This window comes from Agrobacterium vitis (assembly GCF_037039395.1).
GTDB classification, from domain to species: domain Bacteria; phylum Pseudomonadota; class Alphaproteobacteria; order Rhizobiales; family Rhizobiaceae; genus Allorhizobium; species Allorhizobium vitis_E.
Map to the genome: position 1 here is coordinate 2,342,139 of NZ_CP146242.1, position 20,615 is coordinate 2,362,753.

Sequence of the window (20,615 nt, forward strand, 5' to 3'; positions counted from 1 at the left end):
CACGTCCATCCAAGGCTTGAGGGTGTCGCGCATGGAATGCGACCTGCCATTTTCCATGACAGGTCCTTTTACTCTTCCGATTTAACCATTTGGTGTCAATGAGGTTTTTCGTCGATCACCACATCGACCCGCAGATCGCGGCCTGCCCGCCAGCCATTCCAGGCCGCGCCAAGCCCGAGCGCGACAAACAGCAGGGCGGCCCAGGCGAAACTGCCCGTGAAACCACGGATCAGCCCGACCAGCAGCGGACCTATGGCGGCCAGGCAATAGCCGACGCATTGCGCCATGCCGGACAGATGGGCGGCAATCTGCGGGCTGCCGGAGCGCAGCACGATCGCGGTCATGGCAAGCGCGATCAGGCTGCCCTGGCCGATGCCTTGCAGCACGGCCCAGATCCACAGGGTGGAAAGGGGAGCAAACAACAGGCCGATCAGTGCGATGACAGCGAGAATGGCAACAGCGGCGTTGACAAGGCTTTGGTTCCTGCCCCGAACGGCAACCTGCGGCGCGACAATACAGGCCGCCGCCTGCACCATGACCGAGACCGAAACGACGGCGCCTGCCGTTACCCCGTCCAGCCCGCGTTCCCGCAGGATCGGCACCAGCCAGCCGAACACACAATAGGCCAGCGCCGATTGTAACCCGGTGTAAAGCGTCACGTTCCAGGCCAGCCGGTCACGCCACAGGCCCTTCACCTCAGCCTTGAACCCAGGCCTTGCTGCATGGCTCGAAAAAGCCTGCGGCAGAAACAGCAGGAACACCACGGCAGCCGGGAGCGCCCAGGCGGCAAGGCCGATGGCCAGCGAGCCGCCACTGGCCGCCTCGATCGGCAGGGTCAGCCCGGCGGCAGCCGCCGCGCCACCACAGAGCGCCATGGTGTAAAAGCCGGTCATCAGTGCGGCCCGATCAGGGAAATCGCGTTTCACCAGACCCGGCAGTAGAACATTTCCAACCGCGATACAGGCACCGGCAAGCGCCGTGCCGAAAAACAGGGTGGGAAGGCTGGAAAAGCCGCGCAGGGCAGTGCCGATGGCCAGAAACGCCATGACGGCCAACAGGGTCTTTTCCGCGCCATAGCGGTCGCCAAGTCTGGGTGCCAGGGGTGAGAAGACCCCAAGGCAGACCACCGGCAGGGTGGTGAGCAGGCTGGCGCCCAGCACGGAAAGCCCCAGTTGGTCACGTATTTCCGGCAGCAGCGTCGAGGCGCTGGAAAACAGCGGGCGCAGGTTGAAGGCAATCAACACCAGACTGACGCCCAGCACGATGCGCGACAAACGCGACCGACCCGAGGCTTGAGGCGGGAGAGGGGCTTCTCCCGCCTGCGCATCGATCAGCAATTCGTCGCCAAGATCAAGCTTGGAATGGGCATTCGTCATCTGTTGGGGCTTTCAGTGTCTTCAGAGAGGGGTCTTATCATCAAGAAAGGCAAGCATTGGCTGCATGAAGGCGCGCACAGCAAGGTCAGCTTGATCGGGGTCGCCGCTGGCAATGGCATCGACAATGGCGCGGTGGGCATCAAGGTCCGGTTCCGGCAAAAGGCCACCGGTGGTCGCTTCGATGGTCTGGGTAACCGAGCGGGTGAAAAACTCGTAAAGCTCCAGCATGGCGGCGTTTTCCGATGCGGCGATCACCGCCCGGTGAAAGGCCAGATCGCGGGCGATAAAAGCGTTACGGTCGGGATCGGCGCCGGAATGGCCGCGCTGATCCAGCAGGGCGTGCAATTGCCTGACGGTGGCGGGTCTTGCCCTGACGGTGGCCAGCCGGGCGCCCTCGACATCCAGTGCCAGCCGAGCCTCCAGCCGGTCGCGCAGGCTGGTGCGGTGAGCAAGATCCAGCGGTTCCGGGGTGATGCGATCCTTCACGACATAGGTGCCGGAGCCCTGGCGGGTTTCCAGCAAGCCCTGCGCCACCAGCACCCGCACGGCTTCGCGGATCGTGCCGCGGCTGACATGCAGCGCCTCAGACAGGCTTTGCTCGTTCGGCAATTTTTCGCCGACCCGCCACGTCCCACGGCCAAGGGCGGTTCGAATGCGTTCGGCGGCCCCATCGGCCAGATTGGTTTTTTGTAGAGGTCTCATCCGACAATTGATAAAGTCATCCGATGACTTTATCAATTGTCGGATGCGCATTTATTTCAGTGGATCTATATGGGCGGTTCGCTTCGCGCATGATAGGGACCGCTAATTCGCTCCTTTTTTATTAAGGCCTACAGTCGTGATCCGTTCCCTCCTTGCCAATTTTCAGACCTCTCGTGCCACCGGTCCGGCCATCATGCTGGCGGGGATGCTGATGTTTGCGCTGAACGATGCCATGGCCAAGGCGCTTGTCGCTCATTACGGGCTGGGTCAGGTCGTGGTGCTGCGCAGCCTGGCGGCTTTGCTCCTGCTTTTGCCGTTTCTGGTGCGAGATGGGCTTGCGCCGATCCTCAGCGTTGAACGGCCCTGGATGCAGCTGGCGCGGGTGACGTGCTCGACAGTGGAAATCATCGGCTTCTATTATGCGGTCAGCTATCTGCCGCTGGCCGATGTGATGACCTATTGGCTGGCCGCGCCGATCTATGTGGCCGCCTGCGCGCCCTTTCTGCTGGGCGAAAAGCTTGGCTGGCGGCGCATCACCGCCATCGTGGTCGGTTTTATCGGCGTGATCATCACGCTGGAACCGTCGCGGGCGATGTTTTCGGCACCGGCGCTGATTTCCATTATCGGCAGCGCGGCCTTTGCTTTCATGATGCTGTCAGGCCGTTCGCTGCGGGCTACGCCGGATAAGTTGCTGGTGCTGTTCCAGGTAACGGCGGCGCTGGTTGGCGGATTGTTTTTCGCGCCCTTCGACTGGGTCGAGATCGGTTCCGTCACCGATATCGTCATGCTGGGCCTGCTCGGCATCGTCGCCATGGCGGCGCATATGCTGGTCAATCGCGCCCTGAAAATATCCGATGCCGCAGCGGTTGCGCCCTTGCAATATACGCTGCTGCTGTGGGCTGTGCTGTTCGGCTGGCTATTCTTTGGCGATGTGCCGCGCACCGGCATGGTGATCGGCGCAGCCCTGATTATCGGCTCCGGCCTGTTCATTTTCTTCCGTGAGCGGCATTTGAACAAGACTGACAGCGTGCTGCCGGCGGTGCCGGAATAGAGGTTATTGTTTCGGCTCTGGCCTGCTGACCACGAAAGCCGCCGAGCAGAGAAGAATAATCCCGGTGCCAACGCGCACGTAAAGTGGTGCGGACGAGAAGAACCACATCACGGCAAAGCTCAGCCCCATCGCCACAACGGCGGCGACCTTGGCGCGCCGCGAGATTGCGCCCTGGCGTCGCCAGTCCATTAGCGGCTGGCCAAAACGGGGATGGTCAAGCAACCATTGCTCAAAGCGCGGCGAGGAGCGGGCAAACAGGGCGGCGGCAAGGATGATGAACGGCGTGGTCGGCAGCACCGGCACGAAAATACCGACAATGCCGAGCCCGACGAAAAACCAGCCCAAGCCCAGCAATATCAGCCGCATGTATACTCCCTCAAACCAGATCCTATCCATGATACAGGATTTCTTGGGTATGTACTCCAGGGGCGGATAGATCAATTTCTCTATCTGCCAGCGCATGTTGACGTCAACGCTGGCAGACAGTGGATGCAGCGCTATGCCTTATGGGCAGAAACGGCGGCATCATAGGCCGCGACCAGCGTTGCGGCGCGTTGCTTGACCACATCGGCCTTGTCACCAGGCTTGTAGAGGCTGGTGCCGATGCCGAAGGCCCGGACGCCCGCTTTCAGGTAGTCGCCGAAATTGTTTTCGCCAACGCCGCCAACGGCGCCGATTGGGAAATTGGCGGGCAGAATGGCCTTGATGGCATTGATGCCGCTTGGACCCAGAACGCTGGCGGGGAAGAATTTGATCGCCGAGGCTCCGGCCTTGATGGCGGCCAGCGCTTCGGTCGGGGTAAAGGCGCCGGGCATCGACACCATGCCCAGCCGGGCGGCTTGGCCAATGACTGCCGGGTCGGTGTTCGGTGTCACCAGAAGGTTGCCGCCAACACTGTGCAATTGCTCGACCGAACCGGCATCGAGAACGGTGCCTGCGCCGATCAGCACGCCGTCCGGCGCACGCTTGCGGGCCTTTTCAATCGAGATGAACGGATCAGGTGAATTCAGCGGCACTTCGATGGCCTCGAAGCCTTCTTCCAGAAGCACATCGACAACACTTTCGATGTCGTCTGGACCGATGCCGCGCAGGATGGCGACCAGTTCGCGCTTCAACTGCGGCCATGGGGTATGGGTGGTGGTCATGATCTGTCCTAACGTCAGTTTTGAAGAATGGCCTTGGCGGCAGCAAACAGACCGTCGCGCACCAGGGCGCTGCCGTCAAGAATGCTGGCCTTGCCGTCCGCCAGGGTGATCGCCTTGGCATAGAGCGCCGAGAGCGCTTTTGAACCGACGATATGCACGGTCTTGCCGGAACGGACCCACTCGCGCATGCCGTTGATTTCGGCGCCGATCAGCAGGCCGGACAATCGGCTGGCCGCCTCGTTGGCTCCAGGCGTGGAAAGCAGACCGGCGGCACGGATCGAAAACAGGCTGGTGGTCAGCGCGAAATTTTCGCTGAGCGCTTCGGTGACCGCATCGGCAAACACCGTCTGATCGGTTTCCGCCGGGGCTTGCTGGATCGACAGGCGCAGGATCGATTGTTTGGCGAGCAGATCGAAGAGTTCGCCGGTCATGACCGTGCGAAATCTCTGCACCTCGCCGTTTTCCAGATCCACCCATTTGCAATGGGTGCCGGGCATGCAGATCACGCCCGAAGCAATGCCGCCCGCTACGACACCGGCAAGCTGGGTTTCTTCGCCGCGCATCACATCGAAAGGGCCGGTCTCTTTCTGGCATAGGCCTGGCAGGATATAAACCGGACGCGATGCTTTCGGGCTGACGGTATGGTGATGAAGACCGGACAGTGAGGCAGGTGTTTCGACATAGGGCGCTTCCAGCCAACCGGCCCGCGCGCCTGCCATGCCAGCGATCACCACCGGCAGGTCCAGAGGCGCTGACAGCGCCTCCAGATGTTCTTCCAACACGGCGGCAAACCGGTTGTCCGCCGCGCAGGCCGACATGCCATCGGCAGACTGGCGCTCGCCCAGCACATTGCCCGCGACATCCACCAGCCAGAGGCGGAAATTGCTGGTGCCCCAATCGGCAAGCCCAACGAAGGGCTTGCCGGTCTCTGCACCCGTTTCGGTTTTGTCAGCCATGCTGTTCGACCGCGCTTATTGCAGGTCTTCCGGCAGCAGGGCGACCGGAATGTTCTGATAGCTGACCGGACGCAGGAAGCGGCGGATCGCCATGGTGCCAACAGAGGTTGCGCCGAAATTGGTGGTGGCCGGATAAGGTCCGCCATGCACCATGGCATCGCAAACCTCGACACCGGTCGGGAAACCGTTGGCCAGCACGCGGCCGGACTTGCGCTCCAGGATTGGCAGCAGCTTGCGGGCGATCTGCGCGTCGGCATCGTCCATCTGTAGCGTCGTGGTCAACTGGCCAACCAGGCTTTCGGCAATGCCGACCATTTCATCTTCGTCCTTGACGGTGACGAATACGCCGAGCGGACCGAAGACTTCTTCGCTCAGCACATGGTTTGCCAGCCAGTTTTCACCTGTTGTGGCAAACAGATAGGGCTTGGCATTGCGCAGGTCGCAGGTGGAGGTCAGCACGGACTGGACGCCCGAGGTTTCCTCGATGCGCTTGGCACCTTCGCGGTAGGCATTGGCAATGCCATCGGTCAGCATGGTCTGGGCATTGGCGGCAGCCAGCGCCGTCTTGGCGGTTTCAAGGAAGGCGTCGGCTTCTGGGCCTTCCTGGATGATGGCGATGCCGGGATTGGTGCAGAACTGGCCAGCGCCCATGGTGAGCGAACCCGCCCAACCCTTGGCAATCGCCTCGCCACGGGCCGAGACGGCGGCAGGCAGCAGGAACATCGGATTGACCGATCCCAGTTCGCCGAAGAACGGAATGGGCTCGTCACGGCGCACGCAAAGATCGAACAGCGCACGGCCACCGCGCAGCGAGCCGGTGAAGCCGACAGCGCGGGTCAATGGATGCAGGCAGATGGCTTCGCCGGTTTCGCGATTGCCACCCTGGACCAGCGAGAAGGTGCCGGGATGAACGCCGGTGCTCTTGATGGCGGCGTGGATCGCCTGAGCGACGATTTCGGACGTGCCGGGATGGGCCTCATGACCCTTGACGACAACAGGGCAACCGGCAGCCAGTGCCGAGGCGGTGTCGCCGCCAGCGGTGGAGAAGGCCAGCGGGAAATTCGAAGCGCCGAATACGCCGACCGGGCCGATAGGCCGCTGCATCAGGCGAATATCGGGGCGGGGCAGGGGCTGGCGATCCGGCAGGGCCGCGTCATAACGACGGTCGAGGTAATCGCCCTTGCGGATATGCTCGGCAAACAGCCGCAACTGACCGGTGGTGCGGCCACGCTCGCCGACGAGGCGGGCTTCCGGCAGGCCGGTTTCCTGGCTGCCGATCTTGGTGATTTCATCGCCGCGTGCATCGATTTCCTCAGCGATGGCTTCCAGAAACTTGGCGCGCTCTTCGCGGGAGGAATAGCCGTAGCTGGCGAAGGCGTGTTCGGCGGCTTTCATGGCGCGGTCGACCAGAGCGGCAGAGCCCAGGAAGAATGTATGGCTCTCGCCCGAAGCGGGGCTGGAGGTGAAGGTTCCCGTACCTTCAACCCATTCTCCGGCGATCAGGTGTTTTCCGGTGAGGTTCAGCGTCATGGAGCAGTCCTTTCAAAAATCTCGTTCCGCAGGCAGATCGGCGAACAGCCGGTCGCACTGCTATTTGCCCTGGATGCGCTCGTGTCAGTCATTCGTCGCATCCGTTTGGCTTTTGCATTCGGCTTGCGGGGCGGAACGGCAGATGCCGGTTCCGTCCCATAAAGTGCGTCTTACTCGATGAAGGCTTCCACTTCATGACGTTCCGCCGTCAGGAATGCATCGGCAACCAGCCGCAGCGGCTGGAAATCGACGTCGCTTTCGCGGCTGCGCACCAGTTCGGCAAAACGTGTGTAGATCCGGGAATATTCCCGGTCGGGGCCTTCAACACTCAGTGTCTCATTTATATAGAGTTCCGCGCCGCCTTTTGCGAGCCTCAGCGTGCCTTGATCCGTCTCGACGACGATATCCCAGGTCTGTGGGCCTTCCTGGCGCCAGTCGAATTCGGCCTTGATCGGCGCACCGGCTGCACTGCGCATCGTCAGGCTGGCGGCAATTGGCTGTTGGCGATTGGCGGGGAAGGACAAGGCAGCCTTTTCAACGATGGTCTGGCCGGGAATGATCGCGGTCAGGATCGACAGGGCGTTGATGCCCGGATCGAACACGCCGAACCCGCCCGCCTCCCAAATCCAGGCCTGGCCCGGATGCCAGCGGCGGACATCTTCCTTCCAGGTGATCTCAATGCGGGTGATGGTCTTGTCCAAGAGCCATTGGCGGGCCGGTTCCACGCCATTGGCAAAGCGGGAATGCCAGGTGGCAAACAGGGTGACGCCCGCTTCACGCGCCAATTCGGCCAGCGCCTGCGCTTCGCCAATGGTTGCCGCAGGCGGCTTTTCCATCAGCACATCGAGGCCGCTGGCAATTGCCTTCTTGGCCATGGCGAAGCGGACGTCGGGTGGGGTGCACAGCGCGATGGCGCGGATATCCTGGCGGGTCTCCAGAAAAACGTCGAAATTTTCGAAATTCTCGGCGCTGTCGATCTTGCCATTGCGGCTGATGGCGGCGGCGATCACGAAGTCACTGCCGTTTTCGCAGGACGGAATATGCTGGTCGCGGGCAATCTTGCCGACGCCGGCCAGCGCCAGGGCAATCCTGGTTCCGGTGTTTTCAGAAGAGGTCATGACCTGTTCCCTGTCTCGTCATTGAATGGTGTCAAGCGCGCCGGTGAGCGCGCTTGACGGGAGAGGAATGGATCAATGTGCGTCCTTGCCAACGGCGGCGCCACGGCAGCCCTTGAGGAAGTCGAAATCGGCGCCGGTATCGGCCCCTTCCACGTGATCGTGGAACAGCCGCGCATAGCCGCTGGCCGGTGGCTCGACATTCGGGCGCCAATCGGCCAGGCGGCGCTGCATTTCCTCGTCGGAAATGTCCAGATGCACCCGGCGTTCCTTGACGTCGATCTCGATGAAGTCGCCATTCTTGACGATGGCCAGCGGTCCGCCACGGGCGGCTTCCGGCGAGGTGTGCAGCAGCACGGTGCCGTAGGCGGTGCCGGACATGCGGGCATCGGAAATGCGCACCATATCGGTAATGCCCTTGCGCAGCACCTTGGGCGGCAGGCCCATATTGCCGACCTCTGCCATGCCCGGATAGCCGCGCGGGCCACAGTTCTTCATCACCATCACGCAGGTTTCGTCAATGTCGAGGTTCTCGTCATTGATCTTGGCCTTGTAATCGTCGATGTCTTCGAACACCACGGCGCGGCCGCGATGCTTCATCAGATGCTCGGAGGCGGCCGACGGCTTCAGCACGCAGCCCTTAGGCGCGAGATTGCCACGCAGCACGGCGATGCCGCCCTGCTGGGTCAGCGCCTTGTCGAACGGACGGATAACATCCTCGTTCCAGTTGCGGACATCCTTGACTTCGTCCCAGATGGTGACGCCGGAGACGGTCAGCGCATCCTTGTGCAGTTTACCGGCTTCCGCCAGCATCTTGATGACCACCGGCAGGCCACCTGCATAGAAGAACTCTTCCATCAGATACTGGCCTGACGGCATCAGGTTGACGATGGTCGGGATATCGCGGCCACAGCGGTCCCAGTCATCCAGCGTCAGGTCGATCCCACAGCGGCCTGCCATGGCCAGAAGATGCACGACCGCATTGGTGGAGCCGCCGATGGCGCCATTTATGCGGATGGCGTTTTCAAAGGCTTCCTTGGTCATGATGTCTGATGGTTTCAGATCGTCCTTGACCATTTGCACGATCCGGCGGCCCGAAAGCTGCGCCATCACCCGGCGGCGGCTGTCAACGGCGGGAATGGCGGCATTGCCCGACAAGGCCATGCCGAGCGATTCCACCATCGAGGCCATGGTCGAGGCCGTTCCCATGGTGTTGCAGGTGCCGCTGGAACGCGACATCGAGGCTTCGGCCTCCATGAATTCTTCCTGGGTCATCTCGCCTGCCTTGACGGCTTCCGAGAATTTCCACAGATGCGTGCCGGAGCCGACGCGCTCGCCACGGAAATAGCCATTCAGCATCGGCCCGCCCGTGACGACGATGGAGGGAATGTCGGTGGAGGCGGCGGCCATCACCAGCGACGGCGTGGTCTTGTCACAGCCGACCAGCAACACGGCGCCATCGATCGGCTGGCCACGCATGGCTTCCTCGACGGCGAGTGCCGCGAGATTGCGATACATCATCGCGGTCGGGCGAAAGGTGTTTTCAGACGCCGAGAACACCGGAACCTCGACCGGAAAGCCACCGGCTTCCCAGATGCCGGCCTTCACCTTTTCGGCCAGTTCACGCAGATGGCCGTTGCAGGGGGTGAGGTCCGACCAGGTGTTGAGAATGCCGATGACCGGGCGGCCATCGAACAGGTCATGCGGATACCCCTGGTTCTTCATCCAGCCGCGATGGTAGATCGTATCGCGTGAGTTGCCGCCGTACCATTCCTGCGACCTCAGTTTGCGAGGCCAAGCTTTTGGTGTAAAACCACTCATGGCGTTTCTATCCCGTGTTTCGTTCACTTTGAGCGGCTGAACGCCGCCATTCTCTTCTATTCAGGCCGTAGTGATGCCGCCGATTGCGGCATCAAAGCGTCTTGACGGCAAAGGGCGTTTCCGCCGCGACCACCAGCGGGTTTTGCAGCGGCAGGCCGAACTGGGTGGCGCTGACTTCGAACACGTCGCCGGGAACAGTTTTGAAGCCATCGGCAAAGGACAGCGTCGCTGTGCCGAACATATGCACATGCAGGTCGCCCGGCTGGCAGAACAACCCGTATTTGAAATGGTGATATTCCAGATTGGCGATAGTGTGGGACATGTTGTCCTCACCCGACAGGAACGGCTTTTCCCAGACCGTCTTGCCATCCCGCAGGATCTTCGATGCGCCGGTAACGTTGGCCGGAAGGTTGCCGACCAGCAGTTCCGGGCCGAAAGAGGCCGGGCGCAGCTTGGAATGGGCAAGATAGAGATAGTTGATCTTTTCGGTCACATGGTCGGAAAACTCGTTGGCCAGCGAAAAGCCGAGACGAACCGGTGTGCCGTCGTTATCGATAACATAAAATCCCGCAATTTCCGGTTCTTCGCCGCCATCAAGCGCAAAGGATGGCGATTCCAGGCCGTCGCCGGGAGCGATGGCATTGACGCCAGTGCCTTTGTAGAACCATTCCGGCTGAACGCCCCATTCACCAGCCTTGGGCTTGCCGCCTTCGAGGCCCATGCGGAACATTTTCATCGAATCGCTCATGCCTGCCGTGTCGGCATGCATGCTGTCACGGGCCGATGCCGAACCGGTATGGGTCAGACCAGTGCCAGTCAGGAACATATGGGCGGCATCGGGATGACGCACCGGGCAATCCAGCTTGCCACCGGCTGCAAGGGCGGTGAGATCGACAGTGTCGCCAGCGCCTTGTTTGGCGATCAGGTCGGCGATGGACACCTTGGCCGCAATTGCTGCCTTGGCGAGATCGTAGGTGGAGGAAAATCCTGGCACGAGGCGCGCGGTTTCACCCTGCCGGCAGATCACTCCGCCAGTCTTCAACTGTGAAAGATACATTGTTCAGTGTCCTTGGAACATTTCATGGAGCGTTTCATATGGCAACGGAGGCGTTGAAACGGTCTCTGGTTTTACTCTCATGCAATCGGCAGGAACGCCGCTTCACATTATTCCCGGGATTGCTGCACGTCGTGGGGTTTGGGCCGGAAACAGGTGAGTGCTTCCGGCCCAAAAGTGTCAGGCTGCTTTATTCTTGTTATAGACGTCGAAGAACACGGCGGCGAGCAGCACCAGGCCCTTGACCATCTGCTGGAAGTCGATGCCGAGACCGATGATCGACATGCCGTTGTTCATCACGCCCATGATGAAGGCGCCGATGACCGCGCCGGTAATCTTGCCGACGCCGCCTGAAGCCGAGGCGCCGCCGATAAAGCAGGCCGCGATGACGTCAAGCTCGAAGCCGCTACCGGCCTTGGGCGTTGCGGAGTTGAGGCGCGCCGCGACGATCATGCCAGCGAGGCCCGCAAGAACGCCCATGTTGACGAAGGTCAGAAAGCTCAGCCGCTCGGTATTGATACCCGACAGCTTGGTGGCCTTCTCATTGCCGCCCATGGCATAGATGCGGCGACCGATGGTGGTGCGGCGGGTGACGAAGGAATAGAGCATGATCAGCACGAGCATGACGACCAGCACGTTCGGCATGCCGCGATAGGTCGACAGCAGATAGCCGAGCAACAGCACCGCGCCTGAAACAATCAGGTTCTGCGCCACGAAGAAGCCGAACGGTTCGACATCGATGCCATGGGCGACATTGACCTGCCGGCGGCGCCAGGCAAGCACGAACAGCGCCACGGCACCAATGACGGTGATGATGATCGAGGTCGAATGCAGGTCACCCATGTCGAACAGATCCGGCAGGAAGCCGGTGCTGATCAGCTGGAATTCCTTCGGAAAAGGACCGATATTGCGGCCACCGAGCACGAACAGGGTCAGACCGCGAAACACCAGCATGCCAGCCAGCGTGACGATGAAGGACGGAATGCGGTGATAGGCGACCCAATAGCCCTGCGCCGCTCCGATCACACCGCCGATTACCAAACAGATCAAAACCGTTGGCAGGAAGCCGAGGCCCCATTGCACGGTCAGGATGGCGGCGATGGCGCCGATAAAGCCGACGATGGAGCCGACCGACAGATCGATATGCCCGGCGACGATCACCAGCAACATGCCAAGCGCCATGATGATGATGAAGGAATTCTGCAAAACCAGATTGGTCAGGTTGACCGGCTTGAAGAGAATGCCGCCCGTGTAGAACTGGAAAAACACCATGATGGCGACGAGGGCGATCAACATGCCGTATTCGCGGATATTGGCGCGAATATAGGAGGTGATCGACACCACGTTCTGTTCTTCCGTGGAAGGGTTGACGGAACTCATTATTTCTTCTCCCCTGAGCGCATGATAGCGCGCATGATGCTTTCCTGGCTTGCCTCTTCTTTCGAGAGCTCGGCCACCATGCGTCCTTCATTCATGACGTAGATGCGATCGCAGGTGCCAAGCAGTTCGGGCATTTCCGATGAAATCATCAGAACGCCTTTTCCGTCGGCTGCAAGCTGGTTGATGATGCTGTAGATTTCGTATTTTGCGCCGACATCGATGCCGCGCGTCGGCTCATCCAGAATGAGCACTTCCGGGTTGGAAAACAGCCATTTCGACAGCACCACCTTCTGCTGGTTGCCGCCTGATAGATTGACGGTTTCCTGGTAGATGCCGTGCGAACGGATGCGCAGCTTCGACCGATAATCGGTCGCGACCTTGATTTCCCTGATATCGTCGATCACGGTCGCTGTGGACACGCCCGGCAGATTGGCAAGCGTTGTGTTGTGCAGGATCGTTTCGGCCAGGACCAGGCCCAGATGCTTGCGGTCTTCGGTGACATAGGCGAGACCCGCATCGATGGCCTTGCGCACGGTCGACACATCGACCGGGTTGCCGTCGATCAGCACGTCGCCGCTGATCTTGTGGCCATAGGACTTGCCGAACACGCTCATGGCAAATTCGGTGCGCCCGGCGCCCATCAGACCGGCGATGCCAACGACTTCGCCGCGGCGAACCGTGACGTGGACGTCATGCAGCACCTGACGTTCGCGGTGCTGATGGTGGAAGGCGTTCCAGTTCTTGACTTCAAGAACGGTTTCGCCAATCGGCACGTCGCGTGGTGGGTAGCGATCTTCGAGATCGCGGCCGACCATGTTGCGGATGATGACGTCTTCGCTGACTTCTTCCTCATGACAGTTCAGGGTCTTGACCGTCATGCCGTCGCGCAGCACGGTGATCTGGTCGGCCACCTTGCGCACTTCGTTCAGCTTATGGGTGATGATGATCGAGGTAATGCCCTGTTCGCGGAACTCGATCAGAAGATTGAGGAGAGCATCGCTATCGGTTTCGTTGAGCGACGCGGTCGGCTCATCGAGGATCAAAAGCTTGACGCTTTTCGACAGCGCCTTGGCGATTTCCGCCAGCTGCTGTTTGCCAACGCCGATATCCGTCACCAATGTCGATGGCTGCTCCTTCAAGCCGACCTTGGCGAGGAGCTTCTTGGTACGACCGAAGGTTTCTTCCCAGCTGATGACGCCGTTGCTGGCAATTTCGTTGCCGAGAAAGATGTTTTCGGCAATCGACAACTGCGGAACCAGCGCCAGTTCCTGGTGAATGATGATGATGCCGATTTCTTCGCTGTCCTTGATGACCTTGAAGTTGCGCACTTCGCCGTCATAGACGATGTCGCCGTCATAGGTCCCAGCGGGATAAACGCCGGAGAGAACTTTCATCAGGGTCGATTTTCCGGCCCCGTTCTCGCCCACCAATGCATGGATTTCACCACGGCGAACCTTGAGGTTCACATTCTCAAGCGCTTTCACGCCCGGGAACGTCTTGGTGATGTTCCGCATTTCGAGGATGGTATTGTCCATAATATCGTTCCAGAGCCACGGCCGCCCAATTCCACGGTAGGCCAAAGCCACAGTAGGAATGCGCAGGCAGGCGACAATAAAAAGGAAGCCGGAACTTTTGCTTGAAAAGTTCCGGCCGCTTTTTGTTACTTCAGCTGATCGGCCTTGTAGTAGCCGCCTTCAACCAGGACTTTTTCGTAGTTGGTCTTGGTAACTGCAACTGGCTTCAGCAGGTAAGCCGGAACCACCTTGACGCCGTTGTCGTAGGTCTTGGTGTCGTTGACTTCAGGCGTCTTGCCTTCCATCAGCGCGTTGACCATGGAAACGGTCACCTTGGCGAGATCGCGGGTGTCCTTGAAGATCGTCGAATACTGCTCACCGGCAATGATCGACTTGACCGAAGGCACTTCAGCATCCTGACCGGAGATGAACGGCAGCGGCTGGTCCTTGGAACCGTAGCCAACGCCCTTCAGCGAGGAAATGATACCGATGGAGATACCGTCATAAGGAGACAGGACGGCATTGACCTTGGCGTCGGTGTAATAGGCCGACAGCAGGTTATCCATACGGGCCTGGGCAACAGCACCATCCCAACGCAGCGTACCGACCTTGTCCATGCCGGTCTGGCCGGACTTCACGACCAGCTTGCCGCTGTCGATGTAAGGCTGGAGAACCGACATTGCGCCATTGTAGAAAAAGAAGGCGTTGTTGTCGTCAGGCGAACCGCCGAACAGTTCGATATTGAACGGGCCTTTGCCGTCCTTGAGGCCAAGGCCGTCAACCAGCGTGCCAGCCTGCAGGACGCCGACCTGGAAATTGTCGAAGGTTGCGTAGTAATCGACATTGGCGCTGTCGCGGATCAGACGGTCATAGGCAATGACCTTGATGCCGGCATCATGGGCCTGTTTCAGCACGTCGGACAGTGTCGTGCCGTCGATGGCAGCGACAACCAGAACCTTGGCACCCTTGGTGACCATGTTCTCAATCTGCGAGAGCTGGTTCGGGATATCGTCGTCGGCATACTGAAGGTCGGTTGTGTAACCGGCTTCCTTGAGCTGCTTGACGATGTTGTTGCCGTCATCGATCCAGCGGGCCGAAGACTTGGTCGGCATTGCAATGCCAACAGTGCCCTTGTCGGCTGCAAAAACAGACGACGACATGACAGCTGCGCCCAAAGCGATGGACGCAAAAAGTTTTACGAGTGTCTTCACGAGGAACCTCCCTTGGTTTCCATATCAATCCGCTGCATGATCCGGCTGGCAGGCCATTCCGGCCTGGCGCGTCATGCAGAAGCGGCCCCAGCTCCTTCTGTTCGCCGCAAAGAATCTGGTAGGCTTTATAAGCACTACACGATCCATGATGAACTCTTATCCGTCCCGATATGTCATTCAAATGATTTATTTGACATTCCCCATATCAATCCTGATATACGCTTTATGAATAATACACCGGCAAACCGGCTCCAGCCGAAGCATTTCACGCTGATCAAGGCGATTGGTGAGCTTGGTCAATTGAGCCTGGCGGCGGGCCAGGTGTCGATGACCCAGCCTGCGGCATCGCGCATGCTGGCCGAGATCGAACGGATCGTCGGCGCGGCGGTATTCCTGCGCACGCCCAAGGGCATGGAGGCGACCGAAGTGGGGGCAGCCTTGGTGCGGCGCTCGGAAATCCTGCTTCAGGAAATGCGCGAGGCGATGCGCGAGGTGGACGCAATCAAGCGCGGCGCATCCGGCACGGTCAGTGTCGGGGCGGTAACGGGCGGGGCGCTCGGCTATATCGTGCCGGCCATCAGCACCCTGAAGGCGGAAGCACGCACTGCCGATATTTATGTCGATGTGGCCCCGAGCGGTACGCTGATCTCCAATCTCGTTTCGGGACAGTTCGATTTTGTGCTGGGGCGGATCCCCGTTGGTGTCGATGCCCGTCAATTCCATATTCGTCACGCCCGAACAGAGGAAGTGGATCTGATCGTCCACCAAAGCCACCCCCTGGCCAATGCGAGTGATCTCGGCATGACCGACCTGCTGCATTTTCCCTGGGTGATGCAGGGGCCGGGCGCGCCGGTGCGCCAGGCCGTTGAAAACGCCTTTATCGATGCGGGAACAATGCTGCCGGTAGATGTTGTCAACACCACCTCGCTGTTAGTGATGATTGCGATGATTGCCGCGTCCAACGCGATCACGCCGCTGTCGCGGGAAGTCTCGGACCTGCTCTGTCGGCAGACGACAGGGGCCGGGCTGTGCTGTCTGAAAATCCGGCGGCCGATTATCGTCCTGCCTTATCATATGATCAGCATGAAAAACCGGCATATGTCGACGCTGGCCGCCCGTCTTCAGGACCTCGTCCTTCAGGAATTCACCACGCGCTGAGGCCTGTTCATTTCTGGTATCTGTTGATCTGTGACAGGATCGTTTTGGAACAGCTGCCACTTTTTCAAGAGGCGGCGGTTGTAGACAGGTCGGCCAGACACTGGTGGTTTTGCCGGTTTGTCGGCAAAGCCGTGTTTATCGATAGTCGAACGTACCGAAAGCGTTAACAAAGGCTTGTTTTGCAATCGCGACCTCCCTTAAATGCCGCTGGCATGAGGTCATCATGTCACGGGGACGGGGGTGCGCGGAGGCGATAAGCTGGTGCGGTTCCCCCGTATCGAGGGTCAGGAGGTTTCCATGAGTTTGACAATAGGCTCACCAAAAGAATTATATGCTGGCGAAGCGCGCGTTGCGATGACGCCCGACAGCGCACAACAATTGCAGAAACTCGGGTATGCATGCCTGATCGAAACAGGCGCCGGCAAGGCTGCGGGTTTTTCCGATGATGCCTACCGCAAAGCGGGTGTTACGGTTGCCGACACCGCGCAAGCGCTCTATGCGCAGGCGGATGTGATCGCCAAGGTTCGTCCCCCGGAATCGACTGAAATTGCCCAGTTGCAGCCTGGAAAAACCCTGATCTCCTTCTTTTATCCCGCGCAGAATGCCGCGCTTCTGGAAGAAGCCAGGACCAAGGGCGCCAATGTGATCGCCATGGACATGGTGCCGCGCATCTCGCGCGCCCAGAAAATGGACGCCTTGTCCTCCATGGCCAATATTGCCGGTTATCGCGCCGTGATTGAGGCGGGCAATAATTTTGGCCGGTTCTTCACCGGGCAGGTGACGGCAGCGGGCAAGGTTCCTCCAGCCAAGGTGTTGATCATTGGTGCCGGTGTCGCCGGTCTTGCCGCGATTGGTACGGCGACGTCTCTGGGCGCCATCGTCTATGCGTTCGACGTTCGCCCTGAAGTGGCCGAGCAGATCGAGAGCATGGGTGCGCAATTCGTCTATCTCGAATTCGAAGCCACTCAGGATGGTGCGGCGACCGGCGGTTATGCGGCGCCGTCTTCACCTGAATTCCGCGAAAAGCAGCTGGCGAAATTCCGCGAGCTGGCCCCCGATATCGATATCGTCATCACCACGGCTCTCATCCCAGGCCGGGATGCGCCAAAGCTGTGGCTGGCCGATATGGTGGCCTCCATGAAGCCCGGCTCTGTCATTATCGACCTTGCCGCCGAGCGGGGCGGCAATTGCGATCTGACGGTGGCCGACCAGCGGGTGGTGTCCGACAACGGCGTTATTGTCATTGGTTACACGGATTTTCCGAGCCGGATGGCGGCGCAGTCCTCGACGCTCTATTCCACGAATATTCGTCATATGATGACGGATCTGACGCCGGCCAAGGATGGCAAGCTCGTTCACAACATGGAAGACGACGTTATCAGGGGCGCGACCGTGACCTTTGATGGCGCGATCACCTATCCGCCACCGCCGCCCAAGGTGCAGGCGATTGCCGCCGCCAAGCCGAAGGAAAAGGTCAAGGAACTGACCCATGATGAAAAGCGGGCCAAGGAGACGGCAGATTTCAAGGCGCAGACCGCCAATCAGGTCAAGCTGCTGGCGATTGGTACGGCTGTGATGCTTCTGGTAGGTGCGTTTGCACCTGTCAGCTTCATGAGCCATTTCATTGTGTTCGTTCTGGCCTGCTTCATTGGCTTCCAGGTGATCTGGGGTGTCAGCCATTCGCTGCATACGCCGCTGATGGCGGTGACCAACGCGATTTCCGGTATCGTCATTCTGGGCGCATTGTTGCAGATCGGCTCCAGCAACTGGCTGGTGGTGACGCTGGCGGCACTGTCCGTGCTGATTGCGACGATCAATATCGTCGGCGGCTTCCTCGTGACACGGCGCATGCTCGCCATGTTCCAGAAGTCCTGAGGGAGAGGGTAGTATCATGGCAATTGGTATTGTTTCGGCAGCCTATATTGCGGCCGCTGTGTTGTTTATCCTCTCGCTGGGTGGTCTGTCGGGCCAGGAAAGCGCCAAGCGCGCCGTCTGGTACGGCATTGTCGGCATGGGACTGGCGGTCATCGCCACAATCTTCGGCCCCGGCATCGGCCATTGGTTCATCATCGTGCTGATGATCGCTGGCGGATCGGTGCTTGGCTATTATGTCGCCAATCGCGTGCAGATGACTGAAATGCCACAGCTTGTGGCGGCCTTGCATAGCTTTGTCGGTCTGGCTGCGGTGTTCATCGGCTATAATGCCCATATCGAAGAAGCGCATGTGGCCCGGCTGGACGAAACGGCGCGGGCCACACTCACCGGCTTTGCGGCTATTCTCGCTCATAAGATTCCGGTCGAACTGGCGATCATGAAGGTCGAGGTGTTTCTCGGTGTCTTCATCGGTGCCGTCACCTTCACGGGTTCGGTTATCGCCTTCGGCAAACTGGCAGGCCGGATCGATGGCAAGGCCAAGCAATTGCCTGGCGGGCATTTGCTGAACGCCGGTGCCGCCGCTTTGTCCTTCATCCTGCTGATCGCCTATTTCTACGAGGCTGGCGCCTGGGCGCTGGTGCTGATGACGCTTCTGGCCTTCTTCATCGGCTATCACCTGATCATGGGTATCGGCGGTGCCGATATGCCGGTGGTGGTATCGATGCTGAACAGCTATTCCGGCTGGGCGGCAGCGGCCATCGGCTTCACGCTGGGCAATGACCTGCTGATCGTTACCGGCGCGCTCGTCGGCTCGTCAGGCGCGATCCTGTCTTATATCATGTGCAAGGCGATGAACCGGTCCTTCATTTCGGTTATTCTCGGTGGTTTCGGTGGTACGACCGGCCCGGCGATGGAAATCGAAGGCGAACAGGTGGCTATCGATGCGGAAGGCGTGGCCAACGCGCTGAACGAGGCCGAAAGCGTAATCATCGTGCCCGGTTACGGCATGGCGGTGGCACAGGCCCAGCAGGCCGTGTCGGAACTCACCCGCAAGCTGCGTGACGCTGGCAAAAACGTTCGCTTTGCCATCCATCCGGTCGCAGGCCGTCTGCCGGGGCATATGAACGTGCTCCTGGCCGAAGCCAAGGTGCCCTATGACATCGTCATGGAAATGGACGAGATCAACGACGATTTTCCGAGCACTGACGTCGTCATCGTCATCGGCTCCAACGACATCGTCAACCCGGCAGCCGAAGAAGACCCCAACAGCCCGATTGCTGGCATGCCTGTCTTGCAGGTGTGGAAGGCCAAGCAGGTGTTCGTGTCCAAACGCGGCCAAGGCACCGGCTATTCCGGCATCGAGAACCCGCTGTTTTATAAGGAAAATACGCGGATGTTCTATGGCGACGCCAAGAAGTCGATCACTGAATTGTTGCCGATGATCAAGTAAGATTTGGCAGGTTTGAGAGATAGAGAGCCGGGTGGAAACGCCCGGCTTTTTTGTTGCCGCATGTTCTCAGTAAGCCAGTTCCAGCTTGCCTTGCTGCCGGCGATCCGGTTGGGTTTGATGCAGAAAAACGGCATATGTATCCCAGGGCAATTGCGCAGATGTCGTTGAGAGAAGGCGACCAACTTCGCCTCGATGGTAGCCGCCATGCATTACGACATGGGCGAGTATTTCTTCCCGCGTCATGTATCCCTTGTCGCCGTCGGTGAAGGAAAATAGGATCTTCTCGCCAAGCTTATCTGGGGTGATGGTCTGTACATAGTCGAGATACCATCGATCGGAAACTACTACCGCTTGGCGCAATTCCGCTGGTTCCGGCGTTTCAACGGTATTGTCCGACACGTAACCATGTGGACGGCCGGTAAGATGACCTTTGAATATCTGTGCGACGACATGAATGTGATTGAGCAGGCGCATCGTCTGACGATGTTCAGTTTCATGCTGCGTGCGATCCAGACTTTCCAGCGCGTCGAAAAACGCCCTATTGGCCCAAGCTTGGTAACTGAAAAAACTGTCGAAAAGAGCGGTCATCTTCTGCCTCCGTTGCATTTTTAAAAATACGAGTATTTTGTTCGCATTTTTAGCTGGAGGGATGCCCTTGTCTACTCGCATCGAAAAGCCGCTGTCAGCTATGCGTAAACTGCCAAGGCAACAACGCTCCAAGGCGATGGTGGACGCCATCGTTGAGGCTGCTGCTCGCATTTTAAGCGATCAGGGTTGGGCAGGTTTTACGACGAACAAGGTTGCTGAGATCGCAGGGGTGAGTGTTGGGTCTTACTATCAGTATTTTCCGGATAAACATTCGTTGATCGACACCATACGAGGCCGTCATCTCGAAGACTGCCGCAAGATATTGAAAAGTGTGGTAAAAGGTAACAAGTCTCAGTCAGATTTTGTGGCTGAATTGGCGGATGGAGTTATTGCCATTCATAGTGTTCATCCAGGATTACATAGGGTTTTGTTGGACGAGGCGCCCAGTTCGGAAACATTCAGAGATCCGAATAGCGCTTTCGAGAAGGAATATATTGGATATTACTGTGCGGCTGTTGCCAAATATCGCAACCCGCATAGTGAGACGAGCAATGATACCATTGGGATCATCTTGTCAGACGCTATTGACGGTATCGTCCATAACGCGGCACGACGCGGTACATTGCAAACGACAGACGTCAGGAGTGAGCTGATCCGGTTAATTCAATCCTATCTATCAGTGGCTTAAC

General features: G+C 59.2%; 18 protein-coding genes. 5 read left to right on the top strand and 13 right to left on the bottom strand.

The genetic code is table 11. From position 1 onward, the window contains the following. Positions 1–95: 95 nt before the first annotated feature. Entirely contained in the window at positions 96–1,376 is a 1,281-nt protein-coding gene (locus V6582_RS13440; RefSeq protein ID WP_156631723.1) for a CynX/NimT family MFS transporter, read from the bottom strand. Between the two features lie 21 nt (positions 1,377–1,397). Continuing rightward, positions 1,398–2,078, bottom strand: coding sequence for a FadR/GntR family transcriptional regulator (locus tag V6582_RS13445; protein ID WP_156631724.1), 681 nt, complete (start codon positions 2,076–2,078; stop codon positions 1,398–1,400). Between the two features lie 193 nt (positions 2,079–2,271). Between V6582_RS13445 and V6582_RS13450 the strand changes: the two genes are divergently transcribed. Beyond that, the gene (locus V6582_RS13450; protein ID WP_156631846.1) at positions 2,272–3,129 is read left to right on the top strand and encodes a DMT family transporter; all 858 of its coding nucleotides are present in this window, start codon (positions 2,272–2,274) and stop codon (positions 3,127–3,129) included. 3 nt (positions 3,130–3,132) lie between these two features. Here V6582_RS13450 and V6582_RS13455 read toward each other — a convergent pair whose 3' ends face one another. The 10 genes from V6582_RS13455 to chvE form a co-directional block, all read right to left on the bottom strand. Beyond that, positions 3,133–3,495: a YbaN family protein gene (locus tag V6582_RS13455; RefSeq protein WP_156631725.1), complete on the bottom strand. Its 363-nt coding sequence runs from the start codon at positions 3,493–3,495 to the stop codon at positions 3,133–3,135. A gap of 131 nt (positions 3,496–3,626) precedes the next feature. After that, on the bottom strand, positions 3,627–4,274 hold the full coding sequence (locus tag V6582_RS13460) for a 2-dehydro-3-deoxy-6-phosphogalactonate aldolase (protein WP_156631726.1): 648 nt from the start codon (positions 4,272–4,274) through the stop codon (positions 3,627–3,629). 14 nt (positions 4,275–4,288) lie between these two features. Beyond that, on the bottom strand, positions 4,289–5,230 hold the full coding sequence (locus V6582_RS13465) for a 2-dehydro-3-deoxygalactonokinase (protein ID WP_156631727.1): 942 nt from the start codon (positions 5,228–5,230) through the stop codon (positions 4,289–4,291). A 15-nt stretch (positions 5,231–5,245) separates the two neighbouring features. Then, positions 5,246–6,760: an aldehyde dehydrogenase (NADP(+)) gene (locus tag V6582_RS13470; protein WP_156631728.1), complete on the bottom strand. Its 1,515-nt coding sequence runs from the start codon at positions 6,758–6,760 to the stop codon at positions 5,246–5,248. Positions 6,761–6,930: 170 nt separating this feature from the next. Beyond that, entirely contained in the window at positions 6,931–7,878 is a 948-nt protein-coding gene (locus V6582_RS13475; protein WP_156631729.1) for a Gfo/Idh/MocA family protein, read from the bottom strand. A 72-nt stretch (positions 7,879–7,950) separates the two neighbouring features. After that, positions 7,951–9,696, bottom strand: coding sequence for an L-arabinonate dehydratase (gene araD, locus V6582_RS13480; RefSeq protein WP_156631730.1), 1,746 nt, complete (start codon positions 9,694–9,696; stop codon positions 7,951–7,953). A gap of 91 nt (positions 9,697–9,787) precedes the next feature. Further along, positions 9,788–10,753 carry an AraD1 family protein gene (gene araD1, locus V6582_RS13485; RefSeq protein WP_156631731.1) on the bottom strand — a complete coding sequence of 322 codons (966 nt, stop codon included), beginning with the start codon at positions 10,751–10,753 and terminating at the stop codon, positions 9,788–9,790. A 177-nt stretch (positions 10,754–10,930) separates the two neighbouring features. Beyond that, positions 10,931–12,130, bottom strand: a complete 1,200-nt coding sequence (mmsB, locus tag V6582_RS13490) for a multiple monosaccharide ABC transporter permease (protein WP_156631732.1) — start codon at positions 12,128–12,130, stop codon at positions 10,931–10,933. Further along, positions 12,130–13,665 carry a multiple monosaccharide ABC transporter ATP-binding protein gene (gene mmsA / locus V6582_RS13495; RefSeq protein WP_156631733.1) on the bottom strand — a complete coding sequence of 512 codons (1,536 nt, stop codon included), beginning with the start codon at positions 13,663–13,665 and terminating at the stop codon, positions 12,130–12,132. The genes mmsB and mmsA overlap by 1 nt, the downstream gene beginning before the upstream one ends. Before the next feature lie 125 nt (positions 13,666–13,790). Then, entirely contained in the window at positions 13,791–14,804 is a 1,014-nt protein-coding gene (gene chvE, locus V6582_RS13500; RefSeq protein ID WP_156536035.1) for a multiple monosaccharide ABC transporter substrate-binding protein, read from the bottom strand. A gap of 276 nt (positions 14,805–15,080) precedes the next feature. Here chvE and V6582_RS13505 point away from each other — a divergent pair, with 276 nt between their 5' ends. The 3 genes from V6582_RS13505 (at position 15,081) to V6582_RS13515 (ending at position 19,338) form a co-directional block, all read left to right on the top strand. Further along, complete coding sequence (locus V6582_RS13505; RefSeq protein ID WP_156631734.1) at positions 15,081–16,013, top strand: LysR family transcriptional regulator; 933 nt, start codon at positions 15,081–15,083, stop codon at positions 16,011–16,013. A 303-nt stretch (positions 16,014–16,316) separates the two neighbouring features. Next, positions 16,317–17,888: a Re/Si-specific NAD(P)(+) transhydrogenase subunit alpha gene (locus V6582_RS13510; protein ID WP_156631847.1), complete on the top strand. Its 1,572-nt coding sequence runs from the start codon at positions 16,317–16,319 to the stop codon at positions 17,886–17,888. A gap of 16 nt (positions 17,889–17,904) precedes the next feature. Further along, positions 17,905–19,338: an NAD(P)(+) transhydrogenase (Re/Si-specific) subunit beta gene (locus V6582_RS13515; protein ID WP_156631735.1), complete on the top strand. Its 1,434-nt coding sequence runs from the start codon at positions 17,905–17,907 to the stop codon at positions 19,336–19,338. Positions 19,339–19,404: 66 nt separating this feature from the next. On the opposite strand, the gene V6582_RS13520 is transcribed toward V6582_RS13515, so the two are convergent. After that, on the bottom strand, positions 19,405–19,926 hold the full coding sequence (locus V6582_RS13520) for a DinB family protein (protein WP_156631736.1): 522 nt from the start codon (positions 19,924–19,926) through the stop codon (positions 19,405–19,407). Between the two features lie 67 nt (positions 19,927–19,993). Between V6582_RS13520 and V6582_RS13525 the strand changes: the two genes are divergently transcribed. Continuing rightward, positions 19,994–20,614 (top strand): TetR/AcrR family transcriptional regulator, encoded by a 621-nt coding sequence (locus V6582_RS13525; protein ID WP_337739239.1) that lies wholly within the window; start codon positions 19,994–19,996, stop codon positions 20,612–20,614. Position 20,615 lies beyond the last annotated feature (1 nt).

What these genes read in the sequence shown, in the direction of transcription:
- V6582_RS13460 (WP_156631726.1), bottom strand. Translation starts at nt 4,274, where the DNA reads ATGACCACCACCCATACCCCATGGCCGCAGTTGAAGCGCGAACTGGTC.
- V6582_RS13475 (WP_156631729.1), bottom strand. Translation starts at nt 7,878, where the DNA reads ATGACCTCTTCTGAAAACACCGGAACCAGGATTGCCCTGGCGCTGGCC.
- V6582_RS13455 (WP_156631725.1), bottom strand. Translation starts at nt 3,495, where the DNA reads ATGCGGCTGATATTGCTGGGCTTGGGCTGGTTTTTCGTCGGGCTCGGC.
- araD (WP_156631730.1), bottom strand. Translation starts at nt 9,696, where the DNA reads ATGAGTGGTTTTACACCAAAAGCTTGGCCTCGCAAACTGAGGTCGCAG.
- chvE (WP_156536035.1), bottom strand. Translation starts at nt 14,804, where the DNA reads ATGTCGTCGTCTGTTTTTGCAGCCGACAAGGGCACTGTTGGCATTGCA.
- V6582_RS13440 (WP_156631723.1), bottom strand. Translation starts at nt 1,376, where the DNA reads ATGACGAATGCCCATTCCAAGCTTGATCTTGGCGACGAATTGCTGATC.
- V6582_RS13445 (WP_156631724.1), bottom strand. Translation starts at nt 2,078, where the DNA reads ATGAGACCTCTACAAAAAACCAATCTGGCCGATGGGGCCGCCGAACGC.
- mmsB (WP_156631732.1), bottom strand. Translation starts at nt 12,130, where the DNA reads ATGAGTTCCGTCAACCCTTCCACGGAAGAACAGAACGTGGTGTCGATC.
- mmsA (WP_156631733.1), bottom strand. Translation starts at nt 13,665, where the DNA reads ATGGACAATACCATCCTCGAAATGCGGAACATCACCAAGACGTTCCCG.
- araD1 (WP_156631731.1), bottom strand. Translation starts at nt 10,753, where the DNA reads ATGTATCTTTCACAGTTGAAGACTGGCGGAGTGATCTGCCGGCAGGGT.
- V6582_RS13515 (WP_156631735.1), top strand. Translation starts at nt 17,905, where the DNA reads ATGGCAATTGGTATTGTTTCGGCAGCCTATATTGCGGCCGCTGTGTTG.
- V6582_RS13505 (WP_156631734.1), top strand. Translation starts at nt 15,081, where the DNA reads ATGAATAATACACCGGCAAACCGGCTCCAGCCGAAGCATTTCACGCTG.
- V6582_RS13465 (WP_156631727.1), bottom strand. Translation starts at nt 5,230, where the DNA reads ATGGCTGACAAAACCGAAACGGGTGCAGAGACCGGCAAGCCCTTCGTT.
- V6582_RS13520 (WP_156631736.1), bottom strand. Translation starts at nt 19,926, where the DNA reads ATGACCGCTCTTTTCGACAGTTTTTTCAGTTACCAAGCTTGGGCCAAT.
- V6582_RS13470 (WP_156631728.1), bottom strand. Translation starts at nt 6,760, where the DNA reads ATGACGCTGAACCTCACCGGAAAACACCTGATCGCCGGAGAATGGGTT.
- V6582_RS13450 (WP_156631846.1), top strand. Translation starts at nt 2,272, where the DNA reads ATGCTGGCGGGGATGCTGATGTTTGCGCTGAACGATGCCATGGCCAAG.